At 59.5% G+C, this 20,562-nt stretch carries 18 protein-coding genes; 10 read left to right on the forward strand and 8 right to left on the reverse strand.

Annotation, left to right across the window (positions count from 1 at the left end):
• Nucleotides 1–2: 2 nt before the first annotated feature.
• Both DFO48_RS13525 and DFO48_RS13530 read left to right on the forward strand, forming a co-directional pair.
• Nucleotides 3–911: a LysR family transcriptional regulator gene (locus DFO48_RS13525; RefSeq protein WP_003072185.1), complete on the forward strand. Its 909-nt coding sequence runs from the start codon at nt 3–5 to the stop codon at nt 909–911.
• A gap of 205 nt (nt 912–1,116) precedes the next feature.
• Nucleotides 1,117–2,100: a tripartite tricarboxylate transporter substrate binding protein gene (locus tag DFO48_RS13530; RefSeq protein ID WP_003072187.1), complete on the forward strand. Its 984-nt coding sequence runs from the start codon at nt 1,117–1,119 to the stop codon at nt 2,098–2,100.
• A 431-nt stretch (nt 2,101–2,531) separates the two neighbouring features.
• Here DFO48_RS13530 and DFO48_RS13535 read toward each other — a convergent pair whose 3' ends face one another.
• A complete protein-coding gene (locus DFO48_RS13535; protein ID WP_003072189.1) occupies nt 2,532–3,704 on the reverse strand; it encodes an FAD-binding oxidoreductase in 1,173 nt (390 codons plus the stop codon).
• A 54-nt stretch (nt 3,705–3,758) separates the two neighbouring features.
• Nucleotides 3,759–6,827: an excinuclease ABC subunit UvrA gene (gene uvrA, locus DFO48_RS13540; RefSeq protein WP_114863709.1), complete on the reverse strand. Its 3,069-nt coding sequence runs from the start codon at nt 6,825–6,827 to the stop codon at nt 3,759–3,761.
• Nucleotides 6,828–6,990: 163 nt separating this feature from the next.
• Between uvrA and DFO48_RS13545 the strand changes: the two genes are divergently transcribed.
• The 5 genes from DFO48_RS13545 (at nt 6,991) to DFO48_RS13565 (ending at nt 12,453) form a co-directional block, all read left to right on the forward strand.
• Nucleotides 6,991–8,226: an MFS transporter gene (locus DFO48_RS13545; protein ID WP_370449577.1), complete on the forward strand. Its 1,236-nt coding sequence runs from the start codon at nt 6,991–6,993 to the stop codon at nt 8,224–8,226.
• Between the two features lie 272 nt (nt 8,227–8,498).
• The gene (gene ssb / locus DFO48_RS13550; protein ID WP_003072196.1) at nt 8,499–9,047 is read left to right on the forward strand and encodes a single-stranded DNA-binding protein; all 549 of its coding nucleotides are present in this window, start codon (nt 8,499–8,501) and stop codon (nt 9,045–9,047) included.
• 313 nt (nt 9,048–9,360) lie between these two features.
• A complete protein-coding gene (locus DFO48_RS13555) occupies nt 9,361–10,077 on the forward strand; it encodes an FHA domain-containing protein (protein ID WP_114863710.1) in 717 nt (238 codons plus the stop codon).
• Nucleotides 10,078–10,265: 188 nt separating this feature from the next.
• Nucleotides 10,266–10,700, forward strand: a complete 435-nt coding sequence (locus tag DFO48_RS13560; RefSeq protein WP_114863711.1) for a pilin — start codon at nt 10,266–10,268, stop codon at nt 10,698–10,700.
• A 166-nt stretch (nt 10,701–10,866) separates the two neighbouring features.
• A complete protein-coding gene (locus tag DFO48_RS13565) occupies nt 10,867–12,453 on the forward strand; it encodes a PglL family O-oligosaccharyltransferase (protein ID WP_158545665.1) in 1,587 nt (528 codons plus the stop codon).
• Nucleotides 12,454–12,463: 10 nt separating this feature from the next.
• Here DFO48_RS13565 and moaC read toward each other — a convergent pair whose 3' ends face one another.
• Nucleotides 12,464–12,925, reverse strand: a complete 462-nt coding sequence (gene moaC, locus DFO48_RS13570) for a cyclic pyranopterin monophosphate synthase MoaC (protein ID WP_114863713.1) — start codon at nt 12,923–12,925, stop codon at nt 12,464–12,466.
• Nucleotides 12,926–13,113: 188 nt separating this feature from the next.
• On the opposite strand from moaC, the gene DFO48_RS13575 reads away from it, so the two are divergent.
• Nucleotides 13,114–14,772, forward strand: a complete 1,659-nt coding sequence (locus DFO48_RS13575; protein ID WP_114863842.1) for a M48 family metalloprotease — start codon at nt 13,114–13,116, stop codon at nt 14,770–14,772.
• Here DFO48_RS13575 and DFO48_RS13580 read toward each other — a convergent pair.
• The 3 genes from DFO48_RS13580 to DFO48_RS13590 form a co-directional block, all read right to left on the reverse strand.
• On the reverse strand, nt 14,731–15,081 hold the full coding sequence (locus tag DFO48_RS13580; protein WP_034348032.1) for a phage holin family protein: 351 nt from the start codon (nt 15,079–15,081) through the stop codon (nt 14,731–14,733). The genes DFO48_RS13575 and DFO48_RS13580 overlap by 42 nt on opposite strands.
• Before the next feature lie 109 nt (nt 15,082–15,190).
• Nucleotides 15,191–15,664 (reverse strand): hypothetical protein, encoded by a 474-nt coding sequence (locus DFO48_RS13585; protein WP_003072214.1) that lies wholly within the window; start codon nt 15,662–15,664, stop codon nt 15,191–15,193.
• 133 nt (nt 15,665–15,797) lie between these two features.
• Nucleotides 15,798–16,553 (reverse strand): TerC family protein, encoded by a 756-nt coding sequence (locus tag DFO48_RS13590; protein WP_003066777.1) that lies wholly within the window; start codon nt 16,551–16,553, stop codon nt 15,798–15,800.
• A 425-nt stretch (nt 16,554–16,978) separates the two neighbouring features.
• Between DFO48_RS13590 and DFO48_RS13595 the strand changes: the two genes are divergently transcribed.
• Entirely contained in the window at nt 16,979–17,428 is a 450-nt protein-coding gene (locus tag DFO48_RS13595; protein WP_003072217.1) for a DUF3717 domain-containing protein, read from the forward strand.
• A 3-nt stretch (nt 17,429–17,431) separates the two neighbouring features.
• Here the strand turns inward: DFO48_RS13595 and DFO48_RS13600 are convergent, their stop codons facing one another.
• Nucleotides 17,432–17,992, reverse strand: a complete 561-nt coding sequence (locus tag DFO48_RS13600; protein WP_003072218.1) for a YaeQ family protein — start codon at nt 17,990–17,992, stop codon at nt 17,432–17,434.
• A gap of 151 nt (nt 17,993–18,143) precedes the next feature.
• A complete protein-coding gene (gene purB, locus DFO48_RS13605) occupies nt 18,144–19,523 on the reverse strand; it encodes an adenylosuccinate lyase (protein WP_114863843.1) in 1,380 nt (459 codons plus the stop codon).
• A 170-nt stretch (nt 19,524–19,693) separates the two neighbouring features.
• On the opposite strand from purB, the gene DFO48_RS13610 reads away from it, so the two are divergent.
• Nucleotides 19,694–20,311, forward strand: coding sequence for a glutathione S-transferase C-terminal domain-containing protein (locus DFO48_RS13610; RefSeq protein ID WP_003072223.1), 618 nt, complete (start codon nt 19,694–19,696; stop codon nt 20,309–20,311).
• Nucleotides 20,312–20,562: the final 251 nt, after the last annotated feature.

Below are 20,562 nucleotides of genomic sequence, written 5' to 3' on the forward strand. Positions count from 1 at the left end.
CCATGCAAAGCAAATGGCTGGAAGACTTCCTGCTTCTGGCTCAGGAGCGCAGCTTCACCCGTGCGGCAGAGCTGCGCCATGTCACCCATCCGGCCTTCGGCCGGCGCATTCGTGCGCTGGAGGAATGGGCTGGAACGCCGCTGATCGAGGCAGGTGGCGGGCCGGTTCGTCTCACCCCGGCCGGTGAAGCCTTTCGCGACACCGCCGAGCAGATGGTGCGCACACTGGCCCAGTCGCATGACGAGTTGCAGGCCGTGGCCGGCCGGCAGGCCCATGTGATCACGCTGGCCACGGGGCGTACCCTGGCGCGCACCATCGTGGCCGACTGGCTGGCACGCTACGGCAGCGTGCTGCAGACAGCGCAGATGCGCATCGTTACCCGCACACTCGACGAAACCGTGCACATGCTGCAGCGCGGCGAGGTCAGTTTTGCTCTGCTCTATCACCATGCGGCCATTGCCGTGCGGCTGGATGGCCGTCAGTTCAGCTATCTGACGGTGATGAGCGACAAACTGGTGCCCGTGGCGCGTGCCGATGCCGAAGGCAAGCCCTTGTTTGCACTGGCGCAGGCTCTGCTGCCCGGTGCCAGTCCTGTGCCTTATCTGGCCTTCTCGCACAGCATGGCGCTGGGGCGACTGGCTGAAGACCACCTGGCCAGCCATCCGCTGTGGCCGCGTCTGCGCCGCTGCATCGAATGCGATTCGGCGGATGCCAATTACGAGTACGTGCTCAAGGGGCTGGGCGTGGCATGGATGCCCTGGTCCATGGTGCAGCGCGACTGCCAGGACGGTCGTCTGGCGCTGGCCGGGGACGGCAGCCTGGACGTGCATTTCGATGTGCGGCTTTATCGGCCCAAACGCCGTTTGAGCACCGCTGCGGAGCAGTTCTGGACCGATATCACTGGCCAGTAAATGAGCAGTCACTCCTTTTTTGCCTGCGGCCAGACTTGAAGCTGGAAAAACAACAGTGGGCATCGGACTCCTGGCGACATTGCTCTCTCTCGATTTGCTCAAAAACGCATTGATGTGCTGAAATGGCACGGAAATGTGCCAGATCGGCACCGAAAGGTTTTCTCCGTATTCGGACAATTGCCTCATACAGATTCGGAATAGTTTCATGCAGAACACAAACATCCTCCGCCGTACCGCCATCGCCGCGGGCCTGCTGCTGGGCGCTGCCGTGGCAGTGCCTGCCATCGCCGCCGACAACTATCCCAGCAAGGCCATCACCATGGTTGTGGGCTACCCGGCCGGCGGCAGCACCGACCTGGTCGGTCGTCTGGTGGCCGACGGCCTGGCCAAGCACCTGGGCCAGCCCGTGGTGGTGGAAAACCTGGGCGGTGCTGGTGGCGCCATCGGTGCGCAGAAGGTGGCCAAGGCCCCTGCCGACGGTTACACCATCATGGTGGGCGCCAACAATGAGCTGGCCATCGCCAGGCTCATCAACAAGGCCGTGAAGTACAACATCGGCGACTTCACTCCCATCGGTCTGGTGGGGTCCCAGCCCATGGTGCTGGTCGCATCGCACAAGGCCGGAGTGAAGAACGCGGCCGAGTTCGTGAGCCTGGTGTCCAAGAACCCCGACAAGTTCAGCTACGGCAGCTCCGGCGTGGGTACGGCGCTGCACCTGGCTGGCGAGCTGGTCAAGGAGCAGGGCAAGCTGCAGATGACCCATGTTCCGTACAAGGGCGTGGCTCCGCTGACCACCGACCTGGTGGGCAACAACATCGAGTTCGGCGTGTTCGTGCTGTCCTCGGGCCTGCCCCATATCAAGGCCGGCAAGGTCGTGGCCCTGGGTACGACCGAAGCCAAGCGCTCGGCCATCACCCCCGATATTCCTGCCCTGTCCGAACTGCCCCAGTTCAAGAACGTGGACATCAACAGCTGGTTTGCACTGATGGCCCCCAAGGGCCTGCCCGCTCCCATCGCCGCCAAGCTAAAGAAGGCGCTGGAAGAAACCATGGCTTCGCCCGAGTTTCGCAAGAAGATGGAAGAGACCGGCAATGTGGTGGCCGATCCCAAGGTGGATGCCGGCAAGTACATCAACACCGAGATTGCCAAGTACGCAAAGATTGTTCAGTTCGCGCATATCGAGAACTGATCTGACTTTGACTGGCGGCGGCCTGAGGTCGCCTCGGTTGGGAAACGGCTTGTGTCTTTGGGGCGCAGGCCGTTTTTGTTTTTGCGTTTTTTCGGTGTCGTGCTTGATTTGTTGGCAGGGGCCGGGTTTCGCCTCGGCGGGTGAACTCAAGGCAATGTGAAGAAATTGGCTTCCGACGCTTATCTAGATTGCGGTAGCAGCTATCAATTCTCAAAGAAGCTATCCGGTATTGCCCCTTGTGCCCACGCAGGTTGCCCGCAGCGTAGCGGAGGGACGTGGGCAGTAGGGGCCGGCTCTGTGCCTACTTTCTGGCACGCCAGAAAGTAGGTCGGCTGGCGGGTCGAGCCCCGCCCTCTGAGTGCCAATCAAGCAAGCCGTAATAATTGAATCAAATCGGCATCAAGCGCAGTCCTAAAAAGCGCAACCAGCTCTCAATTCTGGGGCGCCAGCTGACAACGCGCAGGCGACACCGCCCCCACATTCACCTGCTGCGCGGCCAGCGCCGCATCCAGCGTTTCCCCAAGCAGCAGATTGCGCGCCAGCAGGCTGTAGCCAGCGGCGCTCTGGATGCCATAGCCGCCTTGGGCGGCGACCCAGAAAAAGCCCGGCACGGGCGTGGGTGAGGCATCCCAGCCGATCACCAGCTCGCCATCGGCGACAAAGCTGCGCAGACCGGCCCAGGTATGCGAGGGGCGGCGGATTTCCAGCGTGGTGGCTTCCTCTATGTGATAGATGCCGGTGGCAATGTCTAACTCTTCGGGCACCACGTCGTGCGGTGCCACGGGGTCTGCATTGGCCGGCGAGCCCAGCAGCTGGCCGGCGTCGGGCTTGATGTACCAGTTTTCATCGGCGCTGATGATGGCGGGCCAGTGCGTGGCGTCCAAGCCTTCGGGGACAGGGAAGGTGAAGGCACTGCGGCGCTTGGGCGTGATGCCGATGGGAGCCGCGCCCACCATGGCGGCCACGACATCCACCCAGGCCCCGGCGGCGTTGACGATGACCTTGGCACGAAGGCTCAGTCCCTGGGGCAGGGCGATATGCCAGCAGTCGTTGACCCGGGTGATGGCCTGGACCTCGGCGTTGCACCACAGGTCGCCGCCGCGCTGGCGCAGGCCGCGGATATAGCCTTGGTGCAGACCGTGCACGTCGATGTCGCGCGCACCAGTATCGAGAAAGCCGTCCACCAGCACCTCGGTGTCGAGCACGGGAACCAGCGCCTTGAGCTGTGCGGCGCTCAGGCGCTGGGCATCCGGGGAGTGAATCTGGGCCTCGGAGTAGGCGGCATCCACCAGATCCCGCTGATCGGCCGTGCCCACATAGAGCACGCCGCGCGGCGTGAGGATAGGGGCTTCGGCAAATCCGGCCGGCGGCGCATCGTAGAAGGCGCGGCTGGCGCGGGTCAGGGCCTGTACCTGGGCAGGACCGTAATGCTCTTCAAACAGTGCGGCCGAGCGGCCGGTGGTGTGATAGCCGGGCTGGGATTCGCGCTCCAGCACCAGGACGGAAGGCGGAGTTTCGCCACCCGACTGCGCCAATTGCCAGGCGGCGGAGGCTCCGGCCATGCCCGCGCCCACGATGACGAAATCCCAGACATCTTTCTGCATTGATTCTCTCCTCTGTGTCGCCGGTCATGGTCCTGCATGGCTGGCTGCGTTTGGTCAGTCCTGGCTTGTGGTCGATTTGGCTCTGGATTTTGCGGGAGCCTTGTCCAGATAGGGCTTGAGGTAGCGGCCCGTCACGCTGGCCGGGTTGGCTGCGATGTCTTCGGGTGTGCCCTGGGCCACGACCTGGCCACCGCCCGAGCCGCCCTCGGGGCCCATGTCGATCAGCCAGTCGGCGGTCTTGATGACGTCGAGGTTGTGCTCGATCACGACGATGGTGTTGCCCGCATCGCGCAGCTGGTGCAGCACTTTCAGAAGCAGGGCGATGTCGGCAAAGTGCAGGCCCGTGGTGGGTTCGTCGAGGATGTAGAGCGTGCGGCCGGTGTCGCGCTTGGACAGTTCCTGCGCGAGTTTGACGCGCTGGGCCTCGCCGCCCGACAGCGTGGTCGCGCTCTGGCCCAGGCGGATATAGGACAGGCCCACGTCCAGCAGGGTCTGCAGCTTGCGCGCAATGCTGGGCACGTCCTTGAAGAAGGCATGAGCGTCTTCGACCGTCATCTCCAGAATCTGCGAGATGTTCCTGCCCTTCCACTGCACTTCCAGCGTCTCGCGGTTGTAGCGCTGGCCGTGGCAGAGGTCGCAGGGCACGTAGACATCGGGTAGAAAATGCATTTCCACCTTGACCACGCCGTCGCCCTGGCAGGCTTCGCAACGGCCGCCCGAGACGTTGAACGAGAAACGCCCGGGGCCGTAGCCGCGCTCCTTGGCGGTATTGGTTTCTGCCATCAGCTCGCGGATCGGCGTGAACAGGCCGGTATAGGTTGCCGGGTTGCTGCGCGGCGTGCGGCCGATGGGTGACTGGTCGACGTTGATGACCTTGTCGAAATAGTCGATGCCGGCGATGTCGTCATGCGCCGCCGGCTCGGTGCCTGCGCGGTGTATCTGGCGTGCCGCTTCGGCATACAGCGTGTCGTTGACCAGGGTGGACTTGCCCGAGCCGGAGACGCCGGTCACGCAGGTGAACAGGCCGACGGGGAAGTCCACCGTCACATTCCTGAGGTTGTGGCCGCGCGCGCCTTGCACGGTCAGCGCCTGAAGGTCGGTGCGCGCCTTGCTCGCAGATTCCCGCTTCTTGGCGGCAGTAACGGGAAAGCGCGATGTGCTCTGGGCGGCCTCGGCTTCACTTTCCTTGCGCAGCACGGGCAGCCAGGCGGTGCGCTGCCTGGGCACGGGGATGCTTTGCACGCCGCTCAGGTAGCGGCCTGTGGGCGAATCGGGGCTGGCCTTGATGTCTTCGTAGCTGCCCTGGGCCATGATGCGACCGCCATGCACGCCGGCGCCCGGGCCCATGTCGATGATCTGGTCGGCTGCGCGCATCATGTCTTCGTCATGCTCGACCACGATCACGCTGTTGCCGATATCGCGCAGATGCTCGAGTGTCGCAATCAGCTTGTCGTTGTCGCGCTGGTGCAGCCCGATGGAGGGCTCGTCCAGCACATACATCACGCCCGTCAGGCCCGAGCCGATCTGGGACGCCAGGCGAATGCGCTGGGCTTCGCCACCCGAGAGCGTGTCGGCGCTGCGGTCCAGGCTCAGGTAGGACAGGCCTACATCGTTGAGGAAGAGCAGGCGCGAGGCGATCTCGCGCACGATCTTGTCCGCAATTTCGGCCTTGGCTCCGGCCATGCTCAGCTGCTTGAACCAGCCCAGTGCATCGGCCAGCGTGGCATGGCTGACTTCATAGATGGAGCGGGCCTGCTCGCCATCGCCCACGCGTACAAAGCGTGCTTCTCGGCGCAGGCGCGTGCCTTCACATTCGGGGCATTTGCGAACGCTGCGCAGCTTGGCCAGGTCGTCGCGTACCACCTGGGATTCGGACTCGCGAAAGCGGCGCTGAATGTTGGGGATGATGCCCTCGAACGGGTGCGACTTGATGAAGGCTTCGCCCTTGCGTTCGCCGCTCTCGAAAACATAGTTGAATTCCATGGACTCGTCGCCCGAGCCAAAGAGAATCACGTTGCGTACTTTCTCGGGCAGTTCCTCGAATGCCGTCTCGGTGCTCACGCCATAGTGTTTGGCCACGCTCTCCAGCATGGAGAAGTAGTAGTTGTTGCGCTTGTCCCAGCCCTTGATGGCGCCGCTGGCCAGACTCAGCGACGGGAAGGGCACGACGCGGTCGGGGTCGAAGGCTTCGCTGTTGCCCAGGCCGTCGCAGGCCTGGCAGGCTCCCATGGGCGAGTTGAAGGAAAACAGGCGCGGCTCCAGCTCGGGCAGGGAGTAGTCGCAGAGCGGGCAGGCGAACTTGGCGCTGAACAGATGCTCCTTGCCTCCGTCCATCTCCAGCGCGATGACGCGGCCGCCGGCATCGGCACCGCCGGCGCGCAAGGCTGCCTCGAAGCTTTCTGCCAGGCGCTGCTTGACGTCTTCGCGCACCTTGACGCGGTCTATCACCACGTCGATGTTGTGGCGCTCGTTCTTCTCCAGCTTGGGCAGGGACTGTGCATCGTAGATCTGCCCGTCGACGCGAAAGCGCACATAGCCCTGGGCCTGGAGCTGCACGAAAAGCTCGGCGAACTCGCCCTTTTTCTCGCGCGCCAGGGGGCCGAGGATCATCAGCTTGGTGTCTTCGGGCAGCTGCAGCACGCTGTCCACCATCTGGCTGATGGTCTGGGCCTGCAGCGGCAGATTGTGGTCGGGGCAGAACGGCGTGCCAGCACGGGCGTAGAGCAGGCGCAGATAGTCGTTGATCTCGGTCACCGTGCCTACGGTGGAGCGCGGGTTGTGGCTGGTGGCCTTTTGCTCGATGGAAATGGCGGGCGACAGGCCCTCGATCAGATCAACGTCGGGTTTGTCCAGGCGGCCCAGAAACTGGCGTGCATAGGCCGAGAGGCTCTCCACATAACGACGCTGGCCTTCGGCGTACAAGGTATCGAAGGCCAGGCTGGACTTGCCCGAGCCCGAAAGGCCGGTGATCACCACCAGCTGGTTGCGGGGAATGTCCAGGTCGATGTTCTTGAGGTTGTGCGTGCGTGCACCGCGAATGGCGATGCGTGTCTGCGCCAGAGAACGGCCCAGATAGAGGCTGTCATCGTGGACTTCAGAGGGCGAATCAGGCTTCAGGGACACGGGCGCTCCAGACGGGGAAAACTCTCCATGATAGTCAGACGGGCTTGTGCGTGACTAGATGATCCAGGTTCACGGACAATCTACGGTTTTATTTCCTCTCTTTTGCCCGGCAGTGATTTAGTTAACCTGGGCATAAGACTTTGACTCTTGGCAAAATCTGAGCGTGAAAAAAATCATTACCTCCCCCAGCGCGGGCACGCAGGGCACGGACAAATCCTCCTCCACCATGACCTCCCAGGAACGCCGCTCCAGCGGCGCCCTGGCGCTGATCTTTGCGCTGCGCATGCTGGGCCTGTTCCTGGTGCTGCCCGTCTTCATGCTGGAGGCACGCAAATACCCGGGCGGTGACGACCCGGCCATGATCGGCCTGGCCATGGGTCTGTATGGCCTGACTCAGGCCCTGTTCCAGTTGCCCATCGGCCTGGCCTCCGACCGTATCGGCCGCAAGCCGGTCATCGTCGCCGGCCTGCTGGTATTTGCGGCAGGCAGCCTGATTGCGGCCATGGCTGACTCGCTGACCGGCCTGATGGCCGGACGTGCCATTCAGGGCGCAGGCGCCGTGTCTGCCGCCGTCACGGCCCTGCTGGCCGATCTGACGCGCGACGGCGTGCGTACCAAGGCCATGGCCATGGTCGGCGGCAGCATTGGGCTGATGTTTGCGCTGGCGCTGGTGCTGGCGCCGCTGCTCAACGCCTGGATCGGGCTGTCCGGCATCTTCGGCCTGACCTGCGCGCTGGCGCTGGCCGGCATTGCCGTGGTGCTGTGGGTGGTGCCGCCCGAGCCCAGGCAGCATGCCGATGCGCCCAAGGGCCGGTTCAGCGAGCTGCTGGGCCAGTCCGATCTGCTGCGCCTGAATTTTGGCGTTTTCATTCTGCATACCGTGCAGATGTCCATGTGGGTGGCCGTGCCTGCCATGCTGGTGCAGGCCGGTCTGGCCAAGGAGCAGCACTGGCATATCTATCTGCCGGCCGTGCTGCTGTCCTTTGTGGCCATGGGCCTGCTGTTTTCCATGGAGCGCAAGGGCAGGCTGCGCACAGCCTTGCTGGGGGCCATCGGTCTGGTACTGGTCGTGCAGATCGGTCTGGGCATGCTGGCCGCCAGCGGCACTATTCCTACGGTCTGGTGTATGGCGCTGCTGATGTTTCTGTTTTTCTGCGGCTTCAATGCTCTTGAGGCCACCCAGCCAAGTCTGGTCTCGCGCATGGCGCCGGCGCCGCTGCGCGGTGCGGCCTTGGGGGCCTACAACACGCTCCAGTCGCTGGGGCTGTTTGCCGGCGGCGCTGTCGGTGGTGCAGTCGCCAAGTTTGCGGGCGTGCCGGGCCTGTTCATCATGACGGCTGTGCTGGTTGCCCTGTGGCTGGTCGTGACCTGGCCGCTGCGTCCGGTGGGGCGCCACTGAATTACAGCAACACCCCCTGAGGCGCTGTGCGCCTAGGCGCCCCCGCCTTCCCCCTCTGTGCTACGCGGAGGGGGACGCAGCCCTCGCAGCGGGGCTGCCCTTGCTCGGCTGCTCGCGTGCAGTGGCCCCTTTCCTGCTGGGGCACCATGTATCGCCGTGATGGGATATAGGGCAATCCCGTGCTCTTCATGGCTGGCTTGGGGCAAAATACGAGGTTCATTGGTTCGGGACCTTTCTTGACTACCCGGGCCACTTTTTGAAAAGGTATCTCTATGGCATCCGTCAACAAAGTCATCATCGTCGGCAATCTGGGTCGTGACCCTGAAATGCGCACCTTCCCCAGCGGCGATCAGGTGGCCAATGTGACCATCGCCACCACAGACCGCTGGCGCGACAAGAACACCGGCGAGAACCGCGAAGCCACCGAATGGCACCGCGTGGTCTTCAACGGCAAACTGGCCGAAATCGTGGGTCAGTACTTGCGCAAGGGCAGCCAGGTCTATGTGGAAGGCAGCCTGCGCACCCGCAAGTGGACCGACCAGGCCTCCGGCCAGGAACGCTACGCCACCGAAATCCGTGCTGACGCCATGCAGATGCTGGGCAGCCGCCAGGGTGGTGGCCAGCAGCAAGGCGGCTATGGCAGCGATGATGGCTATGGCGAAAGCAGCTACGAAGCACCCCGCCGTCAGGCTCCCGCTCCGATGCAGCAGCGCCCCGCACCGGCACCCATGCAGCAGCGTTCTGCTCCTGCACCCATGGCTCCTCCTCCCCAGCGCGCAGCTTCGGGGTTTGACGACATGGATGACGACATCCCCTTCTAAATCACGGACAGGTGGCTGCCGCCACTTTGCAAAGATTTGCAAAAAGCCCGCGCTCCAATCAGCGTGGGTTTTTTTATGTGGCGACTCGATAGATTGCCGAAGTGCTTCCCAAGAAGTTGCAGGTGAATGGCAGCCAGGTTGAAAATTTCAATCGGTTAGCTGGCGTCATCGAATTAGTGAAATAAGATGCTGCATGCGGGCGCGTTTCATCCAGTTACGATTGATGATCGAGCGCTGAATCACACACTCAAGTGGGAGTGGTCCTAGCCAGTGCAGCCAAGCAGGACTTGGCGTTTCCTCAGGAGCTTCGAGCATGCCGACTTTGGTCATCTCAATCGACGGCGCAGTCATCAAGGAAGTACAGCTCACCAAGGAGCGCACGACTTTGGGTCGTCGTCCTTACAACGACATCGTGATCGAGAATCTGGCGGTCAGCGGCGAGCATGCCGTGCTCACCATCTCTGGCGGCAAGGTCAGCATTGAAGACCTGCGCAGCACCAACGGCACCTATGTCAACGGTCGTGCCATCCAGAAGCAGGGCCTACTCAACGGCGACCTGCTGGACATTGGCCGCTACAAGATCCGCTTTCTCGATACCGTGATTGCCGACACGAATACGCCAGCGGCCCAAGGCGGCAAAAAGGCGCTGGCGCATATTTCCGAAGAGGCAGACAGCGGCTACGCCAAGCTTGCCAGCCCCTCCGGGTTTGGTGAAATCTCCAGCTTCAGCTCCACCATCCAGGGCTCGCTCGCCGCGCTGCCTGAGCGCCACGCCGTGATTCGCATGCTCACTGGCAGCCTGGCCGGCAGGGAAATACCTCTTTTCAAGGTCGTCACCACCCTGGGCAAGCCTGGTGTAGCCATCGCCTCCATCACCCAAAAACCTCATGGCTTTGTGCTCACCCAACTGGAGGGCGCAAGCGAAGACCTCAAGCTCAATGGCCAGGTCGTGGGCCCTCTGTCTGTGCCGCTGCTCAATGGCGACACGGTGGACCTGGCGGGCAGCACCATGCGCTTCGTCGTGGAGTGACAGACCGGCTTGACGGGTGTTAAGCATCTGACAAATTTGTCACCGCTTGCGATTGGATCGCCAAAATTGTTACTCAGACTCGCGTGAATGTTGCCAAAGGTGTCGTCTTGAATGCAGCCTGCCTTTGCCAAATTGTTGGCATGCAGCTTGCTTGATACCTTAGGTCTCATCCAACTAGGGAGTTTGAAATGAAGCGTTCCATTCAAAAGGGTTTCACCCTGATCGAACTGATGATCGTTGTCGCGATCATCGGTATTCTGGCTGCTGTGGCTCTGCCTGCTTATCAGGATTACACCGTGCGCGCACGTGTGTCTGAAGGCTTGGTGCAAGCTGCTGCCGCTAAGACACTGGTTTCTGAAAATGCAGCTACTGGCCGTGACCTGAGCCTGGGTTTTACAGGAATTTCCGCGACCAGCAATGTAGCAAGCTTGTCTGTGGCATCTAATAACGGTGTTATTACTGTTGTTACCTCCTCTGCGGCAAAGAACATTACGCTGACATTGACACCTACAGTTGCAGGGAGTGCAATTGCCTCTGGTACTGTGCCCGACGGCAACATCTCTTGGAGATGCGGTATTTCTGACACTACAAAGCAGAAGTACGTTCCCTCTGAGTGCCGTTAAGCTAGTTAATATGTGGCTTAAGCTGAAAATGCTTGGCGAGAAAAAGGCCCTAGACAGGGCCTTTTTCTTTAGCAGATCCATATGTTATTTATTGATCTCTTTTGCAATTTCTACCTGTTTTTTATGGAGTGTACAGTCACCACTAATCTCGTCAATAAATAACGAGGTGGTTTCATATATCACAATATCTTTATTGGTGCTGCTATTTCTGAGAAAAGATTTAATATTTAAGCATGACTTGATATTTTATCTTTTTGTTGGAAGCTTAGTAATAAGTTTATTCAATGCGCAAGGAGAGAGGTATTGGGGAACAAAAAATCTTACATATTTGCTGTATGCTGGAAATGCGCTGATCTTTTATACGGTCGCAGCTTCTATCAATGATGGCAGTAAAAGTAAAGAAGATTTTTTTAAATCTCTATTGATTGCAATAGTTCTCGCATCGACAATCAGTAGTTTCATCGTCATTTATCAATGGCTAGGTTATGCTAACAATGAGCTAATAACAAATATCTGGATTTATCCTGCTTCCGGCGATAGATTCTCTGCTAATTTGGCTCAGCCAAATCATTTGGCTACATTGCTTTCTCTAGGCATCTGCGCAGCGCTTTATTTTTCTAGAAACGCAAAAAATGTTGTAGTCGTCTCGTTGTTTATTTCGGTTTCTAGTTTTTGCATATATCTGACGTACTCGCGAACAGCTTATATATCTTTATTTCTTGTTGGGATATATTACGCCTGCATCAAGAAATTTGAGAAGAAATATATTTTTCTGGGTTTTTTGCCGTTAATTTCATTATTTTTAATTGCTCAAACATTTCCTTGGTGGATGGATATATCGCCTTTGTCTTTTGCATCCCAGGGGGACCGTGGCCTTGAGTCAGGTAGATATCTCCTATGGTCTATGGCTTGGGATGGTTTAAAAGAGAAATATTTACTCGGTTATGGCCCTGGAAATATCATTGGTATGTATAAAGAAGTGCTGCCAGGTCACTTGGGCTTTGCAGAGGGAAGTGTTCCAAGTAGTAGTCACAATATTATTGTAGATATTGCCTTGATGTTTGGTGTTCCTTTTGCATTGATATTTTCATTGGTTTTGATAAAAATAATAATTAAAGCATTTCAAGAAGCCAAAGAATCAATTTCTGGGTACGCATATTTGGCGATAATACCAATTATTACGCATTCAATGCTTGAGTATCCTGAGAACTATGCTTACTTCTTACTTCCACTTTCATTATTTATTGGGCTTGCAAATCCATTGATAAATGATACGCAGGTTACTAAAATAAAGTCTGTCGTTTTTTATGTTGTGTATGTCACTATTTCTTCTCTTACTATCTATTCAATATTTGATTTCTATTCAATTGAGAAAAATTTCAAAAAATTAAGACTGCAAAATTTGAATGTTGAGTTAAGTGCCCCATTTACGGGGTCTGGCAAGTGTTTTCTTAAAATGTACTGTGATTTTTTGGATGCACATCTTATTGCGGATATGCCATCGCTGAATAAAGTTACAGGAGATAAAAATCAATATTTGATTGATTTGTCTCGGTCATTGCCAACTCCAAAAATAATGGAAATTTCAATATTTATATCAATAAATGAAAAAGATTATTCTAGAGTAAAAAAGGAAATAATAAATTACTGTCTTTTTTTTGGGAGAGATAGCTGTATGCATCTCGAGAAAAAAATCAAGACGTATGATTCCCAATGGGGAAATTACTTTCCGACAAGGAATCTGAGCGATTGAAAAAATGGGACTAATCTGATTTCCCTCCTTTTTTCTCCAGCACCCTAACCCCCTCCATCACCATCCCCTTATCCACCGCCTTGCACATATCGTAGATAGTCAGCAAGCCGACCTGTACGGCGGTCAGGGCTTCCATTTCCACGCCGGTCTGGCCCTTCAGTTCGACGGTGGCGGTGCAGAGGATGGAATTGGATTCTGGCTCCAGCTCAAACTCCACGGCGACGCGGGTCAGGGCCAGGGGGTGGCAGAGGGGGATGAGGTCGCTGGTCTTTTTGGCGGCCATGATGGCGGCGATGCGGGCCACGCCCAGCACGTCGCCTTTTTTGGCTGTGCCGGCCTGCACAATGGCCAGGGTCTCGGGCTTCATGGTGATGCGGCCTTCGGCCACGGCAATGCGGTGGGTGCTGGGTTTGGCTCCGACGTCCACCATATGGGCCTGGCCTTGGGCGTCGAAGTGGGTAAGAGAGGACATGGTGGTTCTTTCCTGCAGCAGATGGGTTCGGCTCTGCGGCTCAATCAAGGTTGAGTGGGTGGTGGAGGGCGGCTATACCTGGGCATCACAGGCGGGCATCTCGCCGCATCCATCAATCAAGGCATCATAGTGGGGTGTTGAACGGCCGGCATATCAGAGATCTGTATGCCGGCAATGCCATGATTGCCATGCCATTTTTGATACAAAAACTGCGTACAGCTCATATTCTAAAAGCGCTGACAGCTTCTGTTTTGATAGCTATTCAGACCGTTTCCCCATTGGCTTCCTCTGCGCAGGCGGCGGGTTTGCCGACTCTGGGCGACGGTGCCTCGTCGCTGACCACCGGCGAGGAGCGGCGTCTGGGTGACTCCATCGCCCGCGAGCTGTACCGCGACCCGGACTATCTGGATGACCCGGTGCTGCAGGAGTATGTGGAAGGCATCTGGCTGCATTTGCAGGATGCGGCGCGCAAGAATGGCGAGCTGTCGCACGAGCTGGAGGAGCGCTTTGCCTGGACGCTGCTGCTGGGCAAGGATCGTCAGGTCAATGCGTTTGCGTTGCCCGGCGGCTATATGGGCGTCTACCTGGGACTGATTGGCGTGGTCAGCAGCGGCGATGAGCTGGCTTCGGTCATTGCCCATGAAACCAGCCACATCACCCAGCGCCACATTGCCCGCATGATGGCGCAGCAAGGCAAGCAGACGCCGCTGATGCTGGCTTCCATGCTCCTGGGCGCCCTGGCGGCCACGCGCAGCCCCGATGCGGCCATGGCCATCATGATGGGAGGCCCGGCGGCCGTGATGCAGAACCAGCTGAATTTCTCGCGCGCCATGGAGAGCGAGGCGGACCGCATGGGCTACAGCCTGATGTCTCCCGCCGGCTTTGCCCCCCAGGGTTTTGTGAGCATGTTCGGCAAGCTGCAGCAGGCCAGCCGGCTCAATGACAACGGCAGCTGGCCCTATCTGCGCAGCCACCCCTTGACCACCCAGCGCATCGCGGACATGGATTCACGCATTCCGCCGGGCAAGCGTGCGGCGGAGCCTGTGCCGACGCTGGAACATGTGATGATGTCGGCCCGCGCCCGTGTGATTTCCAATCCCGGTGTCGAGGTGCGCCGCCAATGGGCCAGGCTGCCGCGTTCCGGCAGTTTTTCCAGTTTGAGCCAGTTCGAGCAGGTCGCTCAGCTCTATGCAGCCACTCTCAGCGCCATGTATCTGCGCGACTGGCCGTTGGCGCGCGAGATGGTGCAGCGGCTGCTCGTGGCGACGGCGGGCAATGCGCCAGCGAATATTCAGGCCAGATGGCTGAATGCCGAACTCGAATTCAAGGCCGACAACCCGCAGGCGGCCTTGGCGGCCTTGCCGCTGCACTCCGGCAATGCGCCCCAGGCGGCGCCCAGGGTCACGGCCAGCGGCAATCTGGCCGGGCCGCGCGAGGCCGGGCCGAGCTTGGCCACGATTGACGTGGTGGAGCGGGTCGCACCGCGCAGGCCAGAGCTGTTGCTCAAGACGGAAATCCTGCTCAGGCTCAACCAGGCTGGCTCCATGGCCAGCCCCTTGCAGACCTGGGTGACGGACCATCCCCGCGATGGCTCTGCCTGGCAGACGCTGGCCCGCGTATGGCGCAGCCAGGGCCAGGAAATGCGAGCTCTGCGGGCCGAAGCCGAGGCTCAGGTGGCGCACTATGACTATGCAGCAGCGGTGGATCGCTTCAAGGCTGCGCAGGATCTGGCCCGCAAGGCTGGTGCAGGTGCCGATTACTTCGAGGCTTCCATCATCGACACGCGTTTGCGTGCCGTGGAAGAGTTACTCCGGGAACAGCTGCGCGACAAGGCGGTCAATAAGTAGGCCCAGCACCGAGTAGATCAGCGCACCCAGCATGGCGGCCCAGAAGCCGGTGACATGGAAGCCGCCAAGGATGCCGGAGGCCATCCAGAACATCAGGCCGTTGACCACCAGCAGGAACAGACCCACGGTGATGATGGTCACGGGCAGCGTCAGTATCACCAGGATGGGGCGAATGATGGTGTTGAGCAGGCCGATGACCAGGGCCGCAATCATGGCCGAGCCGAAGCTCTGTACCTGTACGCCGCTGTAGACATAGGCGACCGCGAGAAGAGCCGCCGCGCAAAGAAGCCATTTGACGAGGATTTTCATGCTGACCAGCATAGCAGCAGGCTGTGTCTGCGGTCATCGCGGCACATCATAAAAAAAGCCTTGCGAGGCTTTGGCCGCGCAAGGCTTATTCAGAGAGTGCTTGGCGCTCTTAAATCGAGAGCGAGTCGTCGATCACAAAGCCCATCATGGCGGCAATCGCCGCCATGGTGCCAGGCAGATTCCAGCGGCCGCCGGTGGCGCCTGTCTTGGCGTTGGCCTTGACGGGAGCGGCTTGTACAGCCTCCTGCTTGGGGCGGCGGGCGTCGATGATCTGTGCTGCGCCATGTTCTTGCTGCAGCTCGGTAACCAGCTCGGTCAGCGGGCCCTTGGCCAAGACGGGCGTGACCTTGCCGCCGCTCGTCGCCATGACGGGCATCAGCGCCGCAAACAGCTTGTCGGCCCATTTGCCGCGCCAGTTCTCGCGAGCGCGATGGCTGACCCATTTGCTCACACGGTGGGTCATGCGCGGAGCACAGGCCACCAGCAACCAGTGGGAGGAAGCCGCCTGGCTCGATCCCGCCAGTGCCTCGAGCATAGGCTGGGCGTATGTGGCGTCATCCACGTAAACAATGATGGGGTTCAAAGTGCGTCCTAACGGGAACGAAGGTTGAAGAATGCGGCACATCTGTAGGAATGTGCCGACTTGTTTCTATTGTGAGTCGTGAAGGTTGCGGTCAGTTCCCGCATTCCTTCACGAATTGCTGGATTTTCCAGACTTAGTGGGCTGCAACCGCAGGGCGGCGGCTGGCAATGAACTTGCCAAGGGCCAGAACCAGCAATGCGCCGCCGATATGGGCTGCCCAGTACAGGGTCTTGGAGATCTCGGCCAGACCTTGTGCATCGGTCGTGCCCAGCTTGGGCATCCACAGCCACTTGTCGGTGTTCACGAACACGGGGTCAGTCACGAACATGCCGCCCGCGATCCAGCCCAGCAGCATGCCGCCGGCCACGATGATCATGGGGAAGCGCTCCATCAGCTTGATGACCAGCTGCGAGCCCCAGACGATGATGGGCACGGAAATCAGCAGACCCAGCACGATCAGCAGCATCTGGTGGTCGCCCGAGCTCTGGGCGGCGCCGGCGATGGCGATCACGTTGTCCACGGACATCACCAGGTCGGCGACGATGATGGTCTTGATGGCGGCAAACAGCTTGTCGCTGCCTTCGATGTTGTCGTGACCTTCGTCATCGGGAGCAATCAGCTTGATACCGATCCAGATCAGCAGTATGGCACCCACGACCTTCAGGAATGGCAGCTGCAGCAGCACCATGGCAAAGGCGATCAGGATGATGCGCAAGATGATGGCGCCGGCAGTACCGTAGATGATGCCCTTGCGACGCTGCTCGGGTGGCAGCTTGCGGCAGGCCAGTGCGATCACGACCGCGTTGTCGCCGCCGAGCAGGATGTCGATGATGATGATTTGGCCCAGCGCAATCCAGAAGGGCGTGTGGGTCAGAAAGTCCAGATCCATGTGATTTTTCCTCGTTGTGGAATGCCGCTGGTGCAGTCTGCATAGGTTTGGCACTTGACGCCAGCGGGTGAAGACCAAGGTGACGTAAGTCGAAGCGCAAACCCGCGCGAGGAATCGTGCAGGGGCAGACACTTTGATTGACCGTCATCGGCCTATCAAAGGTCTTGCTCGATTGCAGCCTGGCTGCAAACCGTATGGCCGGAAGCTTGCGCTTCGTATTGACGACCATCCGCTCATGACGCAAAGCATGCGCCCGATAAGCTACTCCCCTTCGAAGCTGCGCATTTCAACACAGCAGGCATGGGATTTCAAGTTTCAAACCCCATCTAGTTCACAGGTTTTATATTGAGTAGTCGTCTTGCAGCGCCTTTGCACAAAGCGCAGGCAGCTACCAAAAACGAAGCAACCTTGCTGACGCAGGCCTCATGGCAGCGGCTTATGATGCCTGCTCCATGACTGCTATTCACATCACCGACATCGAAGCCGCCATCAATTACTGGCGAGGTCGTGCTCCATCGCCCGACGGCGTGCTGCTGGCACCCGAGGTCAAGGCCCTGGCCGAGGTGTATGCGCTGATGATTTATGCCTGCGAGTCCGAGGTGGCGGTGGAGGGTTTCCCATCACATGCCATGGCTGCCTGGCTGGCCTGGTTCGACACCATGCCCGATACGCCTTGCATTGCTATCTGCTCCACCAGCCAGGGCGACGAGAAATGCAAGGGCTGCGGCCGCAGTTTCGACGAGGTGCAGTACTGGACGGCCATGGAGCCCGCCGAGAAGCGGGCCGTATGGCGCCGCATCACGGTCGAGGGCGACTCCTGGCGCTTCACCCGCTATGCGGAGCGCGCGGCGGAGCGGCGCGGCCAGAGTTTCTGAAGCTTATTTCCAGCGCGTGGGCTCGACAAACACCGTGCCCAGATTGCTGGACAGGGTGAGCTGACCTTCCTGAATCGTGGCTTGCAGCTGCATGCTGCGCTCGGCCAGCGCACCCAGTTGCTGGGCCACTTCCGAGTCGATGTAATGCACTTCCAGCTTGCTCTGGCGGGCCAGCTTGCCTTCCAGACCCTTCCACCAGACATGGGCGGCGTGGTTGAAGGGGTAGACCAGCATATGGTCGGACTTGTTGCAGGCTTTGGTGATGGGCTTTTCGTCGGGCTGGCCGACTTCGATCCACAGACGCTTCTGGCCGGTGTAGTCGGTGATGTGCACGTCCGGATCATCAGGGTCGGACAAGCCGATGCCAAAGCCCAGCGTGCCGTCACCGTTGCACAGGTCTTGCAGCTTCCAGGCGTTCAGCGCCAGGGCCACCAGGCGCACCATCATGCGGTCATCTGTTTCGCTGGGATGGCGCGCCAGCGTCAGGTTGTGGTCGGCGTAGTAGTTGTGGTCGATGTCGGCAATCGACAGATTGGCTTTGAAGATGGTGGACTTGATGGCCATGGCGGTGCTGCCCGCAGGCAGTCCTTTTGAAAACTATCAAAAACAAGAGCTGCCATCGCCAATCAACATTGGCTTTGGCAGCTCTTTGATGCTGAAAAGCTTGAGTATCAAGCGATAGCAGCTATCCTTTTTTGCGGATCAAACTTGCGAATCAAACGCGCTTGGCCAGCTCGGCAGCCTTGCCGATGTAGGAGGCAGGCGTCATGGCCAGCAGACGGTCCTTGTCGGCCTGGGGGATTTCCAGACCGTTGATCAGGCGGTGCAGGTCTTCGGCCAGCACGGTCTTGCCGCGCGTGACTTCCTTGAGCTTTTCGTAGGCGCCCTGCACGCCATAGCGGCGCATCACGGTCTGGATGGGCTCGGCCAGCACTTCCCAGGCGTGGTTCAGGTCTTCCTGCAGGCGCTCTTCGTTGAGTTCGAGCTTGTTCAGGCCGGTCATCAGCGAGGCGTAGGCCAGCGTGGTGTAGCCAAAGGCGACGCCGATGTTGCGCAGCACGGTGGAGTCGGTCAGGTCCCGCTGCCAGCGGCTGATGGGCAGCTTCTCGGCCAGATGCTTGAGCATGGCGTTGGCCATGCCCAGATTGCCTTCGCAGTTCTCGAAGTCGATGGGGTTGACCTTGTGGGGCATGGTGGACGAGCCAATCTCGCCGGCTTTGAGGCGCTGCTTGAAGAAGCCCAGGGAGACATAGCCCCAGATGTCGCGCGACAGGTCGATCAGGATGGTGTTGGTGCGAGCCATGGCATCGAACAGCTCGGCCATGTAGTCATGGGGCTCGATCTGGATGGAGTAGGGCTGGAAGCTGATGCCCAGACCCTTGGGCTCGGCCGATTCCACCACGCTCTGGCTGAAGGCTTCCCAGTCGAACTCGGGCCAGGCCGACAGGTGGGCGTTGTAGTTGCCCACGGCGCCGTTCATCTTGCCCAGGATCTTCACGCCGGCGATGTTGGCAGCGGCCTTTTGCAGGCGCACGACCACATTGGCCAGTTCCTTGCCCACGGTGGTGGGAGAGGCGGTCTGGCCGTGGGTGCGGCTGAGCATGGGCACTTCGGCGTAGAGGTGGGCCATCTGGCGCAGCTTGGCGATGATGCCGTCGATGGCGGGCATCAGCACGGTGTCGCGGCCGACGCGGATCTGCAGGGCGTGGCTGGTGTTGTTGATGTCTTCGCTGGTGCAGGCAAAGTGCACGAACTCGGCGGCCTTTTGCAGCTCGGCGCGACCGTCGAACTTGGACTTGATCCAGTACTCCACGGCCTTGACGTCGTGGTTGGTGGTCTTCTCGATGGCCTTGATGGCGTCTGCATCGGCTTCGGAGAAGTTGGCGACCAGAGCGTGCAGATAGTCGCGCGATTCGGCCGACAGCGCGGGGAATTCGGCAAAGCCGGCATCCGACAGCGCGATGAACCAGGTCACCTCGACCTGAACACGGCGGTGCATATAGCCGTATTCGCTCATGATGGGGCGCAGTGCGGACAGCTTGGCGGCGTAGCGGCCGTCCAAGGGAGAGATGGCGGTGAGGGAGGACAGGTTCATGGTGGCGCAATTGTAGGTGCGCTGCATCAGTCGCACGCAGCGCTGGGTTGCTCGGCAGCCGTGGCTGGCATGCATGCAAGCCCTTTGCGACGGCAGCCGTGCCGTCATGCCAGCGCATAGAATCATTGCACCGGCCCGTCGCCGGTGACTCGTGTCATGGAACCGCTGCTATGAAACTAATAGGCTCCACCACCAGCCCCTTTGTGCGCAAAGTCCGCGTCGTGCTGGCCGAAAAGAAGCTGGACTATCAATTCGTCGAAGAGAACCCCTGGGAGGAAGCGCTTTCACCCGGTACGGGCAATCCTCTGGGCAAGGTGCCGCGTCTGGTGATGGACGGCACGGAGGCGATGTTCGATTCGCGCGTCATCGTCGAATATCTGGACACACTTTCGCCGGTTGGCAAGCTGATTCCGGGCACGGGCCGCGAGCGCGCCGAGGTCAAGACCTGGGAGGCCCTGGCTGACGGCATGCTGGACGCTGCGGTTCTGGTGCGGCTGGAGGCCACCTGGCCCGGCCGCAGCGCAGAGCAGCGCAGCCAGGCCTGGATGGACCGCCAGATGGGCAAGGTCCAGGCCGCGCTCAAGGTCATGTCTCAGGGATTGGGCGAGAAGCCGTTTTGCTGCGGAGGCACGCATCTGACGCTGGCCGATATCAGCGTCGGCTGCGCCCTGGCCTGGCTGGATTTCCGCTTTCCCGAGATGGACTGGCGCGCCGAGCATCCGAACCTGGCTGCCTTGCTGGCCAAGCTGGCGGCGCGCCCCAGCTTTGTGAACACCGTGCCCCACTGAGTGGGTGCATGCCGTCAAAGAAAAGGCCACTCGAAAGTGGCCTTTTTTGGGGCATAAAAAAGCTGCGAAGCATCCCGAAACGAATTAAGAGAGGGAGGGAGGAGAAGCGCTCCGGGGATGATTCAATGGGCGTACCCAAGGGCTTCGCAACTGGAAATTGGTGAATGCAGACCTGTCAGTTCATTGCACTTGACTATCAGATAAGACACTGTTGCAGAAGTTCCAGCCCCCGTGGGTTTCATTTTTGTAAC

Source organism: Comamonas sp. AG1104 (genome assembly GCF_003350425.1).
GTDB lineage: Bacteria > Pseudomonadota > Gammaproteobacteria > Burkholderiales > Burkholderiaceae_C > Comamonas > Comamonas testosteroni.

Coding starts and splice junctions, on each gene's coding strand:
- DFO48_RS13555 (WP_114863710.1), top strand. CDS start 9,361: ATGCCGACTTTGGTCATCTCAATCGACGGCGCAGTCATCAAGGAAGTA.
- DFO48_RS13595 (WP_003072217.1), top strand. CDS start 16,979: ATGGCAGCGGCTTATGATGCCTGCTCCATGACTGCTATTCACATCACC.
- ssb (WP_003072196.1), top strand. CDS start 8,499: ATGGCATCCGTCAACAAAGTCATCATCGTCGGCAATCTGGGTCGTGAC.
- DFO48_RS13610 (WP_003072223.1), top strand. CDS start 19,694: ATGAAACTAATAGGCTCCACCACCAGCCCCTTTGTGCGCAAAGTCCGC.
- moaC (WP_114863713.1), bottom strand. CDS start 12,925: ATGTCCTCTCTTACCCACTTCGACGCCCAAGGCCAGGCCCATATGGTG.
- DFO48_RS13600 (WP_003072218.1), bottom strand. CDS start 17,992: ATGGCCATCAAGTCCACCATCTTCAAAGCCAATCTGTCGATTGCCGAC.
- DFO48_RS13575 (WP_114863842.1), top strand. CDS start 13,114: ATGCCATTTTTGATACAAAAACTGCGTACAGCTCATATTCTAAAAGCG.
- DFO48_RS13580 (WP_034348032.1), bottom strand. CDS start 15,081: ATGAAAATCCTCGTCAAATGGCTTCTTTGCGCGGCGGCTCTTCTCGCG.
- purB (WP_114863843.1), bottom strand. CDS start 19,523: ATGAACCTGTCCTCCCTCACCGCCATCTCTCCCTTGGACGGCCGCTAC.
- DFO48_RS13535 (WP_003072189.1), bottom strand. CDS start 3,704: ATGCAGAAAGATGTCTGGGATTTCGTCATCGTGGGCGCGGGCATGGCC.
- DFO48_RS13525 (WP_003072185.1), top strand. CDS start 3: ATGCAAAGCAAATGGCTGGAAGACTTCCTGCTTCTGGCTCAGGAGCGC.
- DFO48_RS13590 (WP_003066777.1), bottom strand. CDS start 16,553: ATGGATCTGGACTTTCTGACCCACACGCCCTTCTGGATTGCGCTGGGC.
- DFO48_RS13560 (WP_114863711.1), top strand. CDS start 10,266: ATGAAGCGTTCCATTCAAAAGGGTTTCACCCTGATCGAACTGATGATC.
- DFO48_RS13530 (WP_003072187.1), top strand. CDS start 1,117: ATGCAGAACACAAACATCCTCCGCCGTACCGCCATCGCCGCGGGCCTG.